This window comes from Streptomyces sp. BV286 (assembly GCF_019090165.1).
Taxonomy (GTDB): Bacteria; Actinomycetota; Actinomycetes; order Streptomycetales; family Streptomycetaceae; genus Streptomyces.
Map to the genome: position 1 here is coordinate 14197 of NZ_JAHRIB010000174.1, position 16181 is coordinate 30377.

Consider the following 16181-nt stretch of genomic DNA (forward strand, 5'->3'; position numbering starts at 1 on the left):
AGCGGCGTGAGGGCGGCTGCTGCCCACGGGTTCAGCCCTCGCGGTTGTTCCCCGCCGTCTGGGCCGATCATGTGACTCGCAGCCGGCTGGACAGCTCCTGATCGGCGTCAGATTCTCCAGGAGCGCAGTGTCTCGGCGACCGCGTACACGCTCAGGCGGGTGTCGCGGACTTTGCGGACGAGGTCTGACAGGACCCCGTACGGCGGGTCGATGCCTTCACCGGACTGATCCATGTACTGGGCGGCGACAAACGCGGCATAAAGGCTGTTTCTGTGCGGCAAGGGCTCGAGACGCACGATCGTGTGCAGAAGTGCGGCAGCGCGCCAGGCGGCGTCGGGGTCCGAGGACTCCAGCGTCGGCATGCGGGTCTTGTGCCGGGCGACGGCTGCGACCAGCGCGGAGTAGTCGGTCACCGTGACGTCCTCGTGCTCCAGGGCGGCCTCTTGGACGTCGAGCAGCCATGAGACGTCGATATGAAGAACCATCAGGCGGCCGCGGCTCCACCGGCGCGCCGCGCCGGCGGGATCTCCTCGGGGAACGCCTCGTCGAACTCGCCGCGCAGCCTGTCGGCCCAGGCCGCGGCGCCGGCGACGAACTGCTTGCGGTGCATCTCGCGCACGCCGAGATCGTGGAGGTACTGCTTCAGGCTCTTGCCCTCAGCCGCGGCGGCCGCGCGGACGCCTTCCATTTCCTCGTCGGAGAAGGACACGTTGAGTGATGGCATACCTCGATGGTACCTAGTTGGTGCCAAGGAGGCCACTCTCTGCTTGTTCTCGCGGCCAGGGCGGCCAGGGCGGCCAGGGCGGGCGGGGCGGGCGGGGCGGCTCAGGGTCAGCCCTGGGCTGTGTCCGGCCGCGGGGTCGCGGGTTCGAGTCGGACAACGATCCCCTTCGAGGTCGGTTGGTTGCTCTTGTCGGCCACGCTCTCCAGTGGTACCAGGACGTTCGTCTCGGGGTAGTACGCGGCGGCGCACCCCTTGGTGGTCGGGTAGGGCACGACACGGAAATCTTCGGCGCGGCGCTCGACCTGGTCGGACCACACGCTGATCAGGTCGACGTGCTGCCCCTCGGCCAGGCCGAGCTCCGCCACGTCCTGCGGGTTGACGAGCACCACCCGGCGGCTTCCGCGAATGCCGCGGTAGCGGTCGTTGGAGGTGTAAGGGACGGTGTTCCACTGGTCGTGGGAGCGCAGCGTCTGCAGCAGCAGATGCCCCTCGGGGGCGTGCAGCATCTCCCAGGCGTTGGCAGTGAACAGGGCCTTGCCGACAGCGTTGTGGTAGACGCCCTCGTTGACCGGGTTCGGCAGCTGGATGCCTCCGGGGCGCGTCACGCGCCGGTTGAAGTCGTGCAGTCCGGGGACGATGCGGGAGATGCGGTCCCGGATCGCGCCGTAGTCGGCCTCGAACTGCTCCCACGGGATGTCGGCGGTGCCGTCGAGGGTGCGGCGGGCGAGCCGGCACAGGATGGCGACTTCGCTGAGCAGCAGCGAGGAGGCCGGCTGCAGGCGTCCGCGGGAGGTGTGTACCTCACTCATCGAGTTCTCCACGGTGACGAACTGTTCCCCGTCGGCCTGGATGTCCCGTTCGGTGCGACCGAGGGTCGGCAGGATGAGCGCGGTCTCTCCGCACACGGTGTGGGAGCGGTTGAGCTTGGTGGAGATCTGCGCGGTCAGCCGGCAGTTGCGCATCGCCTCTTCGGTGATCTCGCTGTCCGGAGCGGCGCGGACGAAGTTGCCCGCCAGAGCGAGGAAGAACTTGATGCGGCCCTCGCGCATCGCCTTGATCGAGTTCACGGAGTCCAGTCCGTGGGGACGCGGCGGATCGAAGCCGAACTCCGCCTGGAGCGCGTCGAGGAAGTCGTCCGGCATCTGCTCCCAGATGCCCATCGTGCGGTCACCCTGCACGTTGCTGTGCCCGCGCACCGGACAGGCGCCGGTGCCTGCCCTGCCCACGTTTCCGCGCAGCAGCAGGAAGTTCACGATCTCCCGGATGGTGGGGACGGCATGCTTGTGCTGGGTGATGCCCATGGCCCAGCAGACGATGACACGGTCGCTGCGCAGCACCTCGTCGCGGACCTGCTCCACCTCCTCGCGGGTCAGGCCGGTCGCGGCGAGGATGTCCTCCCAGTCGATGCCGCGGGCATGCTCGGCGAACTCCTCGAAGCCCTTGGTGTCGGACTGGATGAAGTCGTGGGCGAGTACCTCGCCCGGCCGGGCGTCCTCGGCCTCCAGCAGCAACCGGTTGATCCCCTGGAACAGAGCCAGGTCACCGCCGTTGCGGATGTGCAGGAACCGGTCGGCGATCTGGATGCCGTGTCCGATCACCCCGCGGGCGTTCTGCGGATTCTTGAACCGCAGAAGTCCCGCTTCCGGCAGCGGGTTCACCGCGATCACGCGGGCGCCGTTGAGCTTCGCCTGCTCCAGCGCGGACAACTGGCGCGGGTGGTTGCTCCCGGGGTTCTGCCCCACCAGGAAGATCAGGTCGGCGTTGTGGAGGTCGTCGAGGCTGACCGTCCCCTTGCCGGTGCCCAGCGTCTCGTGCAGGGCATAGCCGCTGGACTCGTGGCACATGTTGCTGCAGTCGGGCAGGTTGTTGGTGCCGAGCGCCCTGGCGAACAGCTGGAGAGCGAACGCGGCCTCGTTGCTGGCCCTGCCCGAGGTGTAGAACACAGCCTCGTCGGGGGACTCCAGGGACTTCAACTCCGAAGCCAGCAGCCCGAAGGCGTCGTTCCAGCTGATCGGCTCGTAGGAGTCGGAACCCGGCCGCTTCACCATCGGTTCGGTGAGGCGGCCCTGCTGGTTGAGCCAGGCGTCAGACCGCCGGCCCAGCTCGGAGACCGTGTACTTGCGGAAGAAGTCGGCGTTGATGCGCCGCGTCGTCGCCTCGTCGTTGATGTGCTTGGCACCGTTTTCGCAGTACTCGTTGCGGTGACGGTGGCCCGGCGAAGGGTCCGCCCATGCGCAGCCGGGACAGTCGATGCCGTCGACCTGGTTCATGGTCAGCAGCGTTTCCCCGGTGCGCCGGGGCGACGTTTCCTCCAGGGAGTACTCCAGCGCGTGCACCACCGCGGGTACCCCCGCAGCCCACTTCTTGGGCGGAGTAACGGTCAGAGCCTCGTTCGGCTCATCGCCGGGCGCCTTCTTCATCAACTTGCCTCTCAGTCACGCTGCTGCCACTGGGGATCAGCCGACGGGCCAGCGAGCGACCCGGCTCCGGTGCGGTTTCGGTTCCTCGGGCCGTACGCGTCCGTCGCGGATCGTGCCCCGCCAGGCCCCGCTCTCTTCGCCCAGCCCTTCGACGTACGCCTTGAAATGCCGCAGCTCGGCCTGCACCACCCGGCCGACGAGCTTCGGGGCGCGGCCGGAGAGGGAACCGGTGGCGCCGCGCGCTTCGATGCGGATGCGCACCGTGACCGCCGTGCTGTCTGCCGGGGTGGGCCGAAAAGATACCTCGCCCCGGTGCGGAAGGCTCCGGCCGAGACTGCGCCAGGCCATGTGAGAGTCGGGTTCCTGCTCCACGATCTCGGCCTGGAACTCGCGGTGCAGCGGTCCGACCGCGAGGGTCCACGTGGTGAGGGCGGGTCTGACCTGCTCGACCTTGCGCACCACACTCATGAACCGGGGAAAGCTCTTCAGCTGCGTCCACTGGTTGTACGCGGTACGCACGGGAACCGCGACCTCGATCGTTTCCTCAACGGTATGCATGGTCCACCCATCGTCAGGCGCGCTCGCCCCAGTCTCGCCGCACGCCCGACCGGTCGCCACACGCCATGTCTCCCGGTGCCGATGACCAGGAGTGACTGGGGTTGCCCCGACCTGTTGCGTGCCTGGTCCTTTCCTCCGCCTCGTCCTGTGCCGGGCATCGGTTACCCCTCATCCGAGGGTCATAACGCGGGCTGAGACGTGGTCCGGCGGAGGGAGGGAGAAGGGAGACGGGAGGTCCCCGGAGTACGCGGATGAAGGCGCCCATGGCCGTACGTGCGGGTCCTCGCGTCGGCGACGTAAGGGTTCCGTCATCTCTCCCGGCACATCTGAGGGCCGCCCGCCCCGTTGAATGGAGCGAGCGACAGGACTCTCACGAAGCGGGGCGGGCATGGGGCGTGTGCGGAAGGCAGCGGGCAGGCCGCTGATCATCTGGGTGCTGACGGTGGCCGTCGTCGGCGTCGGCTTCGGGCTGTACTGGTTCCAGCCGTGGAAGCTGTGGCAGGACCGGACGGTGGAGGAGGCCCTGCCCGGGGCTGTGAAGACCTCTGCTCCGCCAGTGACAGGACCTTCAACGTCCTCCACTCCGGTGCCCGCCCCGAAGACACTGGCCGGCGGCGGGCTGATCAGTCACGAGCACGCCACCTCGGGCATGGTGAAGCTCGTCCGGCTCGCCGACGGCTCCCACGTCGTCCGGTTGGAGAACCTCGACACCAGCAACGGCCCGGATCTGCGCGTGTGGCTGACCGACTCGCCGGTGAAGCAGGGAAGGGCGGGCTGGCACGTCTTCGACGACGGCGCATACGTCAGCCTGGGCAAGCTCAAGGGCAACAAGGGAAGCCAGAACTACCCCCTGCCCGCCGACGTCGACCCATCCCGCTACACCAGCGTCAGCATCTGGTGCGACCGCTTCGACGTCTCCTTCGGAGCCGCTGAACTCGTTCGCGCCTGACGAGGGCCCGAGGTGGCTGAAGCCTCCGATGCCCGATTCCGCGTACGTCAGGGCGTGGGGCAGGCGTCGAGGTGTCGGGCTACACCAGGTACCCAGGTATGACCCGGTATCAGGCCCCAGGTATGACGTCAGGTGTGGGGCCGCGCCTCTAGGCTGATCGGGTCATGAACGCTCCGTCACCGCACATCGAGCCGCCCGCGGTGCGCCGCGGCGGCGTTTTCAATCGGCAGTTGCGCGCACTCGTGCACGACCTGTCGCACCCGTCGCATCCCCCGACCCCGCTGCTCGCGCAAGCGCACAGCCGGTTCGTGCGCAGGCTGCCGCACCAAGTGGCCGTCCTCTTCACCGCGATCCTGCTGCCGGTCACCGTGCAGGTGCTGTCCCAGGACTACGGAGTCAACGGCGGGATCGCCGGTGTGCTGGCCGTCGGGCAGGCAGCGCCGCTGCTGCTTGCCGTGACCCGCCCGCTGCAGGCGTGGTGGATCGTGTTCACGGCCGATGTCGTCGGCGCGATCGTGCTGCTGACCGTCCCCGCAGGCGTGATCGGGGATCGGTCCTGGCCGTGGACGCCCATGATCGTCGTGGGCTACCTCCTGTTGATGCTGTCGCTCGGACTGCGCGAGCCCCGCCGCACCCTGATCACCGTCTGGCTGGTCACCGGCGCGGCCGGACTGTTCTTCGAGCTGATCTCGCAGGATCGCAGCGACGGCATCCACGTGCTCCTGTTCGTGCTCAGCGGCATGGCTCTGCTCCTCGGCGGCGCGCTGCGCGAAAGGCAGGAGGCGCGGCAGCAACTTGCCGAGCAGGAGACCATCAGCGAGACCGAGCGAGAGCGCCGGACCCTGCTGGAGGAGCGAGCCAGGATCGCACGCGAGCTCCACGACGTGGTCGCCCACCACATGTCGGTGATCGCCGTTCAGGCCGACAGTGCCCCCTACCGGATCGATGGCCTTCCGTCCGGCGCCAAGGAGGAGTTCGGGAGCATCGCGGCGGCCGCGCGCTCGTCGCTGTCCGAGATGCGGCGGCTGCTGGGCGTACTGCGCAACGAGACCACCGACGGCGGTGAGCTCGCCCCGCAACCAGGACTCGACGACATCCCGAAGCTCGCCGAAGCGACCGAACGCGCTGGGGTGCCCACCGAGGTGCACGTCACCCGGGCCGGGTATGCGTTCCCGCACGCGGTGGAACTGTCCGTCTACCGCATCGTGCAGGAGGCACTGGCGAACGTGGTACGACACGCTCCAGGAGCGGTCACCCGCGTCCTCGTCGGCCTGGACGACGACGAGAACCTGACCGTCACCGTCAGCAACGGGCCACCGCCGACGGATTCCCAGCCTCTGGAAAACAGCGGCACCGGCCACGGTCTCGTCGGACTGCGTGAACGTGTACGGCTGCTCGGCGGCACGCTCCACACCGGCCCCACCGCGGACGGCTTTCAGGTCCACGCACGTCTGCCCCTCGACGGCCTCACCAAAAGGGAAACCCACAGCGCATGACGATCCGCGTGCTCATCGTCGACGACCAGGCCATGGTGCGGGCGGGCTTCGCGGCCCTGCTGGCGGCACAGAGCGACATCGAGGTGGTCGGCGAGGCCGCCGACGGGAGACAGGGCGTCGCGATCGGCCGAAGCACGCGACCCGATGTGGTGCTGATGGACGTACGGATGCCTGAAATGGACGGCCTGGAGGCGACCCGGCAGCTGCTCAGCCCTCCGGCCGATCCCGATACGGAGCACCGGCCCAGGGTGCTCATGCTGACCACCTTCGACGTGGACGACTACGTGTACGAGGCACTGCGCGCGGGCGCGAGCGGTTTTCTGCTCAAGGACGCTCCGCCCGCCGATCTGATCTCGGCGGTGCGGATCGTGGCGGCGGGCGACGCGCTGCTCGCGCCGTCCGTCACACGCAGACTGATCGCCGACTTCGCCCTGCAGCAGCGCCCGTCACCGCGGAAGAACCCCCACCTGCGCCTCAAGGCGCTCACCCCGCGCGAGACCGAGGTGCTTGAGCTGGTGGCGCGCGGGCTGTCGAACTCCGAGATCGCGACGGCGCTGGTGCTCGCCGAACAGACGGTGAAGACCCACATCGGACGGCTGCTCGCGAAACTCTCCCTCCGCGACCGTGCGCAAGCTGTGGTGCTCGCGTACGAGTCCGGTCTGGTCACGCCCGGCGATCGGTAGCCCCCACCACCCATTCCCCCCACGCACCCTCACGGAAGGGGATCCGGGAAGCAGTGTCAGTACGGGCGGTCACCGGCGATGGCCACGCGTTCCGCCACTCGACGGTGCGAGCCGTAGTCGTTGACCGCGTAGTGCTGCGTGGCACGGTTGTCCCAGAACGCGATGTCTCCAGGCTGCCAGCGGAAGCGCACCTGATATTCCGGAACGTGCGCCTGCTGTACCAGGTGCCGCAGCAGTTCGTCGCTCTCCTCGCGAGCCAGGCCGGTAATGCGGGTGGTGAAGGAGGTGTTGACGAACAGCAACGGCCGTCCCGTCTCCGGGTGCGTGCGAACGACCGGGTGTTCCACGGGCGGGAAGGTGTCCTGGAAGGGGGCGAGCCGCTCGGGCCCGTAGAAGCGTGCGAAGCCGGCGATGAAGTCGTGCACGGCGGTGGTGCCGTCAATGCGGTTCTTCACTTCCTGTGTGAGGTTGTCGTACGCGGCGGACATGTCCGCCCACATGGTGTCCCCGCCGAAGGGCGGGACCTCGCGCAGTTGGAGCACGGCACCGAGCGCGGGCCTTTCACGGAAGGTGACATCCGCGTGCCACACGTTCTCGAAGGTCGGCGTGGCACCGGCGCCCTTGTCGAAGCGCACCACGTCGGCGCTGGAACCGCGGGCGAGCAGCGGATTGGTCTCCAACTCCCCCCAGTTGCGGGCGAAGCCGCTCTGTTGCGCGGATGTGAGGTGCTGGGCGCGGAAGAAGAGCACCTTCCATTCCAATAGCGCTCGGTTGAGCTCCTCACGCAGGGTGGGGCCGAGCGGGCGCGCGAGGTCGAGGCCCCTGATCTCGGCTCCGATCGTGCAGCCCTGAGGGACGAGTTCGAAGTGGTCGTAGGGTCGTGCCTGCCAGTCCTCGGGCAGCCGCCGCAGTGCACGAACCCCTTCGTAGATCCCGCCCTCCGGTACGCGTGCTTCTCGCAGTGTCGGTGTGCCGGTCTGTGCCGCGGTCACCGTCATGTAGATCCTCCTCGTTCGCATGGCCCGCTGGCAGTCCGGACGGACACGGGACGTGTGTGCCTGGGCGCCGCGAACACGCGAGTCCGGCAAGGAGGAGTGGATGCATCAGTCGTTGCCCGAGCGTGGGGACGGGCAAGAACGACGAGGTGTCCGGATTCCCCTGGTCATCGAGGAGACGACCGCTCGACTGGACTGCGGCGCGGCGTGCGTCGCGGCGAATGCCCGGCTAGCGCCCGGAGCGTTCGCACCCGGTCCGATCCGGGACACGCGGAGGCCCCGTCATCACGTCGAACCAGTACCCGGTCATGCTGATGAGTCTGCGAGGCCCGCTGCGCTGTGTCAACGGGCCTCCCCGGCGGCCGTCTCTGCCGAAAGGTGGAGGCGGCCGGGGACAGGTCGGTCCGGGGCAGGAGGAATCGGCGAGACGGCCCGTCGTAGGCTCATGCCCTCATGGAGACATCACGGAACTGGCTGCTGCCCCTGGCCATCACGGCCTGCCTCCTGATGTGGCCGGGACCGGAGCTCCTGGACGGCGGTCACCACGTGCTGCGTACGGACCTCGAACTCACTTTGGTGGTGGCGGTGGGGACGACCACCGCGCTCGGGCTGCGCCGGCGGGTGCCGCTGGTGGCACTGGCAGGGGTTGCCGTCTTCTACGGACTGGCCCTGCTCACGGTGGCCTCGGACACGCTCCTGGCGTTCGTCATCGTGGCCGACTTGGTGGCCGTGTACTCGGTCGCAGCCCGCACCACCCTGCCGGTGACTCTGCGCGCGGTCGGGGTCCTCGTCTGCTATCAGGGCATCGTCGACTTGTCCGTCGACGGCCCGAGCCTCCTGGTCGCCGCCGGGCTGCTCGTCGCTGTCGCGTTCCACCTGGGCGTTGTCGGGCTCGGCCGGGGCCGCGCCCACCAGGCGGCCGCACGAGTCCTGGCCGCGACCCGGCTGGCCCGGGCCCAGGCCGAGGGGCAGGGCGCTGCGGCACGTGAACGGCGCAGGCTGGCGCGGGAGTTGCACGACGTCAGCGCGCACCACCTCACCTCAGTGGTCGTCACCGCGGAGGCCGCCCGGCACCTCGCCGCCAGCCGCCCCGAACTGGCCGCCGAAGCCCTCGACTTCGCCGCCCGCACCGGCCGCGAGACGCTGACCACCGTGCAGCGCCTGGTCACCTCTCTGGGGACCGCCGAGGAGAGCGAGACCATCCCACTGGGCCCCCGCATCGAGGAACTCGCCAGCGGCTTCATCCGCCTCGGGCAGCGAGTGGAGATCACGAGCGACGCGGACGCGGTCACCGTCGGTACGCAGGCGACGGAGGCGGTGTTCGGCATTGCCAGAGAGGCCCTCACGAACACACTGCGCTACGCCCCGGGGGCGGTCGTACGCGTGGGCCTGCGGGACCTCGGCGACGGGTGGTTGGCACTCACCGTCGACGACGACGGAGGATCCCGTACGGACCAGAGGGTCGGCGTACCAGGCGCCGACCGCCGGGGCCTCGGCTCGGGGCGGGGGACGACCGGTATGCGCGAGCGCGCCGAGGCGGTCGGTGGCACGGTGGCCGCCGGGCCGGGACCGACCGGCGGCTGGTCGGTACGGGCGGAACTGCCCGCCCAGCCGGGACGGACGGCACGTCCCTCGACCGGACGCGGCAGGGCGCTGGACTGGCGCCTCGCCTCCCACGCCCTGCTGCCGGCGGCCGGAATCGCCCCGGCGGCGATGCTGTTCACCGCGGAGCGTGACGCGCCCGGCCTGTTGTTGCTGAGTGCGCTGCTGATCGTGCAGTTGCTGCCGTTGCTGTGGCGGCGGTCGATGCCCTGGCCGGTGCTGGCCGCGTTGCTCGCGGGGGCCTGGCTGTGGCCGTTGGCTCCCGGCTCCACCGTGGATCCCTGGCTGGCACTGACCGCGGGCACGGGCGCTCTGGTGGGCGGGGTGTACGCGGTGGGGGCGTACGGCCGTGATCCCTGGGCGACTTGGGCCTCGGTGCCCTTGGCCGTGCCGATGCTGGCCGGTGCCGTGACCGTGACCGCGGCGCGGGACGGCATGATCGACGGAGAGCCGGCCGGAGCTTTCACCGTGGGGGTCAGCGTGTTCGCCCAGGCGGTGATACTGCTACCGCTGTTCGTCTGCGCGTGGCTGGCGGGCTTTCTCGTCCGGTCCCGGCGCGGGCGGATCGCCCGCCGCGAGGACGGCGAACTGGGGGCGGTTGTCCACCAGGCGCTCGCCGCGGCGCACTGGGAACGACAGCGCGTCGCCGCTGGACTGCGCGCAGCGGTCCTCGACCGGACCGCCGAAGTGGTCGGTGCCGCCGAGGAGGGCCGCCTCGACGACGTGGCCCCGGCGGCCCGTGAGTCGCTGGCGGCGATGCGTGAACTTCTGGGCAACCTGCGCGACGGCACCCCCGCCGACGTCCCGCTCACGATCCCCGCCGAGGGCTCGATAAAGTGACGCCCCATGACCTCACCCTCCACCCCCGCCCGGGTCCTGGTCGTCGACGACCAGGCCGTGGTCCGCGCGGGATTCGCGGCCATCATCGACGCGGAGCCGGACTTCATGGTGGTCGGCGAGGCAGGTGACGGCGCCGAGGCGGTCACGCTGGCCGGCAGACTGACGCCGGACGTGGTGCTGATGGACATCCGCATGCCCGACATGGACGGCCTCACGGCGACGAGCCTGCTGACCGGCCCGACGTCGGGCCATGTGCCCAAGGTCCTCGTCCTGACGACCTTCGACCTCGACTCCTACGTCTACGAGGCCCTGCGCTCCGGTGCCTCCGGCTTCCTCCTCAAGGACGCCCAGCCGGCCGAACTCCTCATGGCGCTGCGGGTGGTACTCGCCGGCGAGGCCATGCTGGCCCCCGCGGTCACCCGCCGTCTCATCGACACGTTCACGGCCGCCGCCCCCGCGCCATCGACTGCCCCCGTGGCCCTCGACGCTCTCACACCACGTGAACGCGAGGTCCTGTCCCTGATCGCGACCGGCCTGGCCAACGCCGAGATCGCAGCCCGCCTGGGCGTCGCCACGGGCACCGTGAAGACCCACGTCAACGCTCTCCTGAACAAGCTGGACCTACGCGACCGCGTGCAAGCGACGATCTTCGCGTACGACGTCGGTCTGGTGCGGCCGAGACCGTCGTTCGGCTGACGGAGGCTGCGCAGTGCCTGGCGTCCGGCAGGGCTCCAGGTGTACCTCAGGGCTCCAGGTGTACCTCAAGGTGCAGGAGCGGATCCTTCCGTGGAGCGACGCGGCCATCTGCCCTGGTCAGGGAGGCTGATACGCAGGACCAGCAAGAAGGGGAAGCGCCGTATGGAAGCGATCACGTCGCCCGACTGGAACATCGTAGGAATTCTGGGGGCCGCTCGGGGCGCGCAGGGGGACGCCGGGGGAGCCATCGGCACCGAGCATCTACTGGCCGGAATCACCACGGCCAAGGGACCGGCACGTGAAGCACTCGCGGATGCAGGTGCCACCAAGACCGTGCTGCTGACGGTGTTGCGGAACAGGATGCACAGGGACGACGCGTGGGCCGCCGGCGACGACGCGGACGCAGGTGTCGCGTCGAAGGACGTCCTGGGGGACGACGGTGATCAGCGCACCCACTTCACGGGCGCGGCGGCCCGAGCGCTGAACGCCGCAATGCGACACGCGCAGCGGCAGGACGCGGTGAAGTTCGGCGCCGAGCATCTGCTGAGGGGCCTGCTGGAGGAGGACAACCGCGCTGTGGAGTTGCTGGGGGCGTGTGGCATCTCACCGCAGGCCGTACGGGCCCGCATGGACGGTGGCTCCGGGACCCAGGTGGATGCCCTCAACCCTCTGCTGCACGCTACCCGTGACGTTCTCCTCGGCCGTAGCCACTACCGTCGGATGTCCTTCTGGATGCGGTGGATGATCAGGCTGGGCGGCGTCAACTGGGCGTCCATGCCCGCAGGTTGGGTGAGGCAAGAGACCTACGAGCAGGCGCGTCGTCTCGGCCACGGAGTGGTGGGCACCGAGCATGTACTGCTCGCGATCCTGGCCACCCACGAGGTCGCACTCCAGTACCCGCATCTGTCGGGGGAGAGCGTCCCCGGCCAGGAGTCCCAGTACGCGGGCGGCGAGCGACTGGCACACCTGGGCATCGACTACGCCTTGGTTCACGGTGCGCTGACCACCGATGATCGCGTTCACCTGACGGCCGACGCCCGGCCCGCTGAGCAGTACCTCGACGAATGCGCGGGCCCGAACCCGGTGAGTACGGCCGATCCGGGCACCGGCCCGCTGGTCGAACACCTCCTCAAGGAGGAGACACGCGCACGGCAGTTGATCGACGCGCTGGCCCCCACGCAGTCCAGTGAGTCATAGCGGGCGCATGGGACGGGCCGGTCCGCCGCCTCGACAACTGCTCCTGACCGCGGTTCGCCGCAAGGGCTTCGGATTCCCGCAGAAGCTCGTCGGGACGCGCACGTCGTGAGGCGTGGCGCACGTGGGTCTGCACCTGGCAGCGCTCACCAGCCGGCACCTGCGCAGACCCCAGATGTATCGCATCCTCGTAGGCGCAGGCTTGTGACTCCAGAGGTTCGGGCCCGGCCCCCTCGTTCTGCTCAACACCGATCTGCAACGTGCGTCCGGATATGCTGACGGCTCTGGTACCGGGGGTGGGGGCAATGGTGGTCGGTAGCCATGACGGTGTGCGTGAGGTAGGAGTGCCTCCGCGCTTGGGGGCGGTCGCCGATCTGGCGCCGGTGCGCGATGGTGAGCGGCCGGCGTGGCTGGCGCTGGGCGAGGACGGAACGATCAGCCGGTGGGACGTGACAACCGGTGATCACGAGGCTGTCGGGACCACGACCGTTCCGGCGGAACCCGACCACGAACCGTACGACGGTCGTCTGCTACGCAGGCGCCTGCATGCCTCCCACGACGGCATGTTCGCCGCGGTGGTCAACGACTACGGTCGGTTGGGTGACGTGATCGACCTGCGGACCGGCGAGGTCACGCTGGCCCTGGACAACCAGGGTTATGAGGAAGAGACAGTGCCGTTCTCGCTGGCGTTCGGGCAGAGCCTTGGACGCTGCGTCGTGATCCACCGCACGGACTGGAACCGGCTGGACGTGTCGGACGCGGAGTCAGGGGTCCTGCTGACCGAACGGTCATTCCCTGCGTCCGCAGACGGAGATGCCTTGCCGGAGCATCACCTCAACTACTTCCATGGCGCACTGTATGTCAGCCCGGACGGCAAGCGGATCCTGGACGACGGCTGGGTATGGCATCCGATCGGTGTCCCCTCCGTATGGGACCTTGCCCCATGGATCGGGAGCAACGGGTGGGAGTCGGAGGACGGCCCGAGCCGGGTCGATGTGTGCGGCCGGGCGGACTACTGGGATCACGGCATGACCTGGATCGACTCGGTCCGGGTCGCCGTGGAGGGAATCGGTGATACCCGCAGTGTGATGCAGCAGGGGGCGCGGATCTTCGACGTGAGTCGAACCGGTGAGCACGGGATGGCCGCTGAACTCCTTGCGTTCGAGGGCCCGACCGGGCCCTTCTTCAGCGATGGGACCCACCTGTTCAGTTGCGGCGACGCCGGACTGTCGAAATGGGACCCGGTCGAGGGGAAGCTCCTGGGCGTCGTCCCCGGCATATCCCCCACACATCACCACCCGGGCGCCCGGCAGTTCCTGCAGCTCGCTGACGGCGTGGTCCGTCTCTGGACTGCGTGACCGGTGGGGGCGCTCCGCTCGACGGGACGTCGAAGCGTCGTGTCCACCGGTCTTCGCCGCGATGTGTGGCGGCAGCCCTCAGAGGACGGCCCCCGGGTGACCAGCGGCCCGGTGCCCCTCTCGTTCCGGAAGTCGCACGAAGCTCCGGGGAACCGCGTTGCCGTGCCCGACAGGCCGCGGCTCGTAGTGGTCTGGTACAGGTAGGGCTTCTTCGTCGTCATGCTTGCGTGGCAGCGTCTGCGTAGCCCAAGCGAGGTGGCCGAGGTCGCTTGGCGGCGAGCTGACGACGCTTCTGAGGTGTGCACTTGAGGCTGCGCACCGCTGTCCATGCAGGCGGCGCGGTGGTCACTCGCCCGCCATGCTCGATGCAGCGCGCGGGGCGCGGCCGCAGGCCGGAACACCCGCCTTCGTGAGCTCTCCGGTCGACGGCCCCTCCGTGTGCCGCTGTCGACGAGCAGTGTGTCGCCGCGGAGGTGCTGGGAGTCAATTGCATGAGAGTAAATGCCTCATTGATTACATTGCATTTGAAGTCAACGATGGTCTGCTCGTAGTCTCGAGACGTGCTTCGGGGCCGCAATTCGGTGGCAGAGAAGGTTCTTGTCTGCCGTACACGTACTCCCCGGCAAAGCGGCAACTGAGCTGTCGTTGGGAGCCTTTGGACGCCCTTCCAGTGGGCGGAATCTCCGGCACCCCCTGTCCATCACATGAAGGAGTAGACAAGTGTCGACGAATACCACGGTGATAGTCGGCGGTGGCCTCGTAGGACTCACCGCCGCTGCCTCCCTCAAACTCATCGGCCGCGACGTCATTGTGCTGGAACAGGCCCCACAGGTTCGAGCCGTCGGTGCCGGTATCGGCCTGTGGGCCAACGCGTTCAGAGAGTTCGACCACCTCGGTATCGGTTCAGCGATCCGCGACATGGGCGTCGAACAGAACACGTGGTTCTTCAACCCGGCCGGCGATCCGGTCCGCGCTCCTGGTTACACCGACAGTGATCACCAGTTCCTTCTCGTACCGCGCGCAGAGTTGAACAACCTGTTGGCCGACACCGTCGGTCGCGACCGAATCCGCCTCGATGCCCACGTGACCGGATACACGGAGACCGAATCCGACGTCATCGTGCACCTCGCGAATGACGAGACACTCCGTACGGACCTCCTCATCGGCGCCGACGGCGTCTACTCACACGTGCGCAAGCAACTGATACCGGGGAGCGACGCCGTCCCGCACTCCGGGCACTACGCCTGGCGCGCGATCGTGCCGACCGGCAGCCAGGACTCAGAATCCACCGTGCTCACCGTCGGCGGCGACCGGACCCGCGGCGGGTACGCGCGAATCGGTCGTGACCGGACCGTGTGGATGGTCAACCAGTTCGATGCCGGACCGCTCACCGGAACCAAGCGTGAACGGGCACTGCGACGAGCACGGAATCTGGCCGAGGCGGGATGGAACGACGATCTCCTGTCCATGATCGCCGAAACGCCGGAGGAATCCATCCTGGAGAACCAGGTCACGCTGGTCCCGGAGCTGCCCCACTGGACCAGCGCGCGCGTCGCCCTGATCGGCGACGCCGCGCACGGACTGTCCCCCCACATCGCCTCCGGCGGCACGCTCGGTATCGAAGACGTCGGCGTACTGCGCAGCAGCCTGTCAGCCGAGGCTGACCTGGAAAAGGCCCTCACGACCTACGAACACGCTCGCAGCGCCCGCTTCGAGACGGTACGTGAGCACTCCGCAGCCATCGAACACGCCGGTGACGCGGCCGAGTTCGCACAACGCTATGCCGCGTTCAGCCATTGGATGCTCACCACGGCACCCACCACCTGACACGAGTCGGCGGGACAAGCCGCTCACTGTGCGGCGGGGCGCGCCACAGCAACGCGCATCTGGACCAAGCCCTGGGGGACTGACCATCCGTCACCCAGGTGCACCTCGATCAATCAGGGGATCAGCCGTGAAATTCCATACTCATATTGCAGGGGGCGGACAGTAAATGCCGGACTGGATAGGCCTCGCAGAATCCTTACTGGCGTCACCCGCTCTCTACGCCGTACTCATCGCGGTTTCCTTACTCGACTCCTTCCTCCCGTTGATCCCGAGTGAACCCGTCGTGATCCTCGCAGGCGTCGCCAGTGCAACCGGGCAGGCGAATATCATGCTCGTCATCGCCGCCACGACGGTCGGTGCCTTTCTCGGCGACCTTGTTCCCTATTCCATCGGCAGGTTGATGGGGGAGCGAGTGGTCAAGCGTCTGCCAGTGGGGACAAAACGCCGGTCCGCGTACGACTGGTTCGATCGGGAACTCGCATCACGCGGCGGTTTTGTACTCGTCTCCACTCGGTTCATTCCGGTCGGGCGCTATCTCGCTACGGGTACGGCGGGGGTGGTGCGGTATCCGCTGCGCAAGTTCATGTTGTACGTTGCGCTTTCCACCGCTACATGGAGCGCCTACACCGCCCTGTCGGGGTACCTCGGTGGCGTCTTCTTCCAGGAGAACACTCTGCTCGCCATCGCCGTCGGTGTCGGGCTCGCGTTGGTCGTGACCGGCGCGGTGGAGGTTTCACGATATGTTCGGCGCCGCAAGAATCCTGTCACGTCGGACGACATGGCTGCCGGACACCGCTGAGTGCCGCTCAGGCGCCGAGAGTGCCTCGGGGCGCGGGGCG

General features: G+C 68.5%; 14 protein-coding genes. 9 read left to right on the forward strand and 5 right to left on the reverse strand.

Translation table 11 applies throughout. The features are described 5' to 3' along the window. Window positions 1–107 precede the first annotated feature (107 nt). The 4 genes from KUF83_RS31895 to KUF83_RS31910 all read right to left on the reverse strand — a co-directional run bounded on the left by KUF83_RS31895 (window position 108) and on the right by KUF83_RS31910 (window position 3702). Complete coding sequence (locus tag KUF83_RS31895) at window positions 108–485, reverse strand: toxin Doc (RefSeq protein WP_217458482.1); 378 nt, start codon at window positions 483–485, stop codon at window positions 108–110. Beyond that, window positions 485–724 carry a hypothetical protein gene (locus tag KUF83_RS31900; protein ID WP_217458483.1) on the reverse strand — a complete coding sequence of 80 codons (240 nt, stop codon included), beginning with the start codon at window positions 722–724 and terminating at the stop codon, window positions 485–487. The genes KUF83_RS31895 and KUF83_RS31900 overlap by 1 nt, the downstream gene beginning before the upstream one ends. 107 nt (window positions 725–831) lie before the next feature. Next, entirely contained in the window at window positions 832–3144 is a 2313-nt protein-coding gene (locus KUF83_RS31905) for an FdhF/YdeP family oxidoreductase (protein WP_217458484.1), read from the reverse strand. 36 nt (window positions 3145–3180) lie between these two features. Further along, the gene (locus KUF83_RS31910) at window positions 3181–3702 is read right to left on the reverse strand and encodes an SRPBCC family protein (protein WP_217458485.1); all 522 of its coding nucleotides are present in this window, start codon (window positions 3700–3702) and stop codon (window positions 3181–3183) included. Window positions 3703–4090: 388 nt separating this feature from the next. Here KUF83_RS31910 and KUF83_RS31915 point away from each other — a divergent pair, with 388 nt between their 5' ends. The 3 genes from KUF83_RS31915 (at window position 4091) to KUF83_RS31925 (ending at window position 6830) form a co-directional block, all read left to right on the forward strand. Continuing rightward, window positions 4091–4651 carry a DM13 domain-containing protein gene (locus KUF83_RS31915; RefSeq protein ID WP_217458486.1) on the forward strand — a complete coding sequence of 187 codons (561 nt, stop codon included), beginning with the start codon at window positions 4091–4093 and terminating at the stop codon, window positions 4649–4651. A gap of 164 nt (window positions 4652–4815) precedes the next feature. Then, window positions 4816–6147, forward strand: coding sequence for a sensor histidine kinase (locus KUF83_RS31920; RefSeq protein ID WP_217458487.1), 1332 nt, complete (start codon window positions 4816–4818; stop codon window positions 6145–6147). Then, the gene (locus KUF83_RS31925; protein WP_217458488.1) at window positions 6144–6830 is read left to right on the forward strand and encodes a response regulator transcription factor; all 687 of its coding nucleotides are present in this window, start codon (window positions 6144–6146) and stop codon (window positions 6828–6830) included. The genes KUF83_RS31920 and KUF83_RS31925 overlap by 4 nt, the downstream gene beginning before the upstream one ends. A gap of 56 nt (window positions 6831–6886) precedes the next feature. On the opposite strand, the gene KUF83_RS31930 is transcribed toward KUF83_RS31925, so the two are convergent. Further along, complete coding sequence (locus tag KUF83_RS31930; protein WP_217458489.1) at window positions 6887–7828, reverse strand: TauD/TfdA family dioxygenase; 942 nt, start codon at window positions 7826–7828, stop codon at window positions 6887–6889. A gap of 450 nt (window positions 7829–8278) precedes the next feature. Here KUF83_RS31930 and KUF83_RS31935 point away from each other — a divergent pair, with 450 nt between their 5' ends. The 6 genes from KUF83_RS31935 (at window position 8279) to KUF83_RS31960 (ending at window position 16141) form a co-directional block, all read left to right on the forward strand. Next, window positions 8279–10267: a sensor histidine kinase gene (locus tag KUF83_RS31935; RefSeq protein ID WP_217458490.1), complete on the forward strand. Its 1989-nt coding sequence runs from the start codon at window positions 8279–8281 to the stop codon at window positions 10265–10267. Window positions 10268–10273: 6 nt separating this feature from the next. After that, window positions 10274–10963: a response regulator transcription factor gene (locus KUF83_RS31940; RefSeq protein WP_217458491.1), complete on the forward strand. Its 690-nt coding sequence runs from the start codon at window positions 10274–10276 to the stop codon at window positions 10961–10963. A gap of 162 nt (window positions 10964–11125) precedes the next feature. Continuing rightward, window positions 11126–12160, forward strand: a complete 1035-nt coding sequence (locus tag KUF83_RS31945) for a Clp protease N-terminal domain-containing protein (RefSeq protein ID WP_217458492.1) — start codon at window positions 11126–11128, stop codon at window positions 12158–12160. A gap of 353 nt (window positions 12161–12513) precedes the next feature. Further along, window positions 12514–13515 (forward strand): hypothetical protein, encoded by a 1002-nt coding sequence (locus KUF83_RS31950; RefSeq protein ID WP_254644678.1) that lies wholly within the window; start codon window positions 12514–12516, stop codon window positions 13513–13515. A 720-nt stretch (window positions 13516–14235) separates the two neighbouring features. Then, window positions 14236–15342, forward strand: coding sequence for an FAD-dependent monooxygenase (locus KUF83_RS31955; protein WP_217458494.1), 1107 nt, complete (start codon window positions 14236–14238; stop codon window positions 15340–15342). 166 nt (window positions 15343–15508) lie between these two features. Then, window positions 15509–16141, forward strand: a complete 633-nt coding sequence (locus tag KUF83_RS31960) for a DedA family protein (RefSeq protein WP_254644679.1) — start codon at window positions 15509–15511, stop codon at window positions 16139–16141. The last annotated feature ends 40 nt before the right edge of the window (window positions 16142–16181 follow it).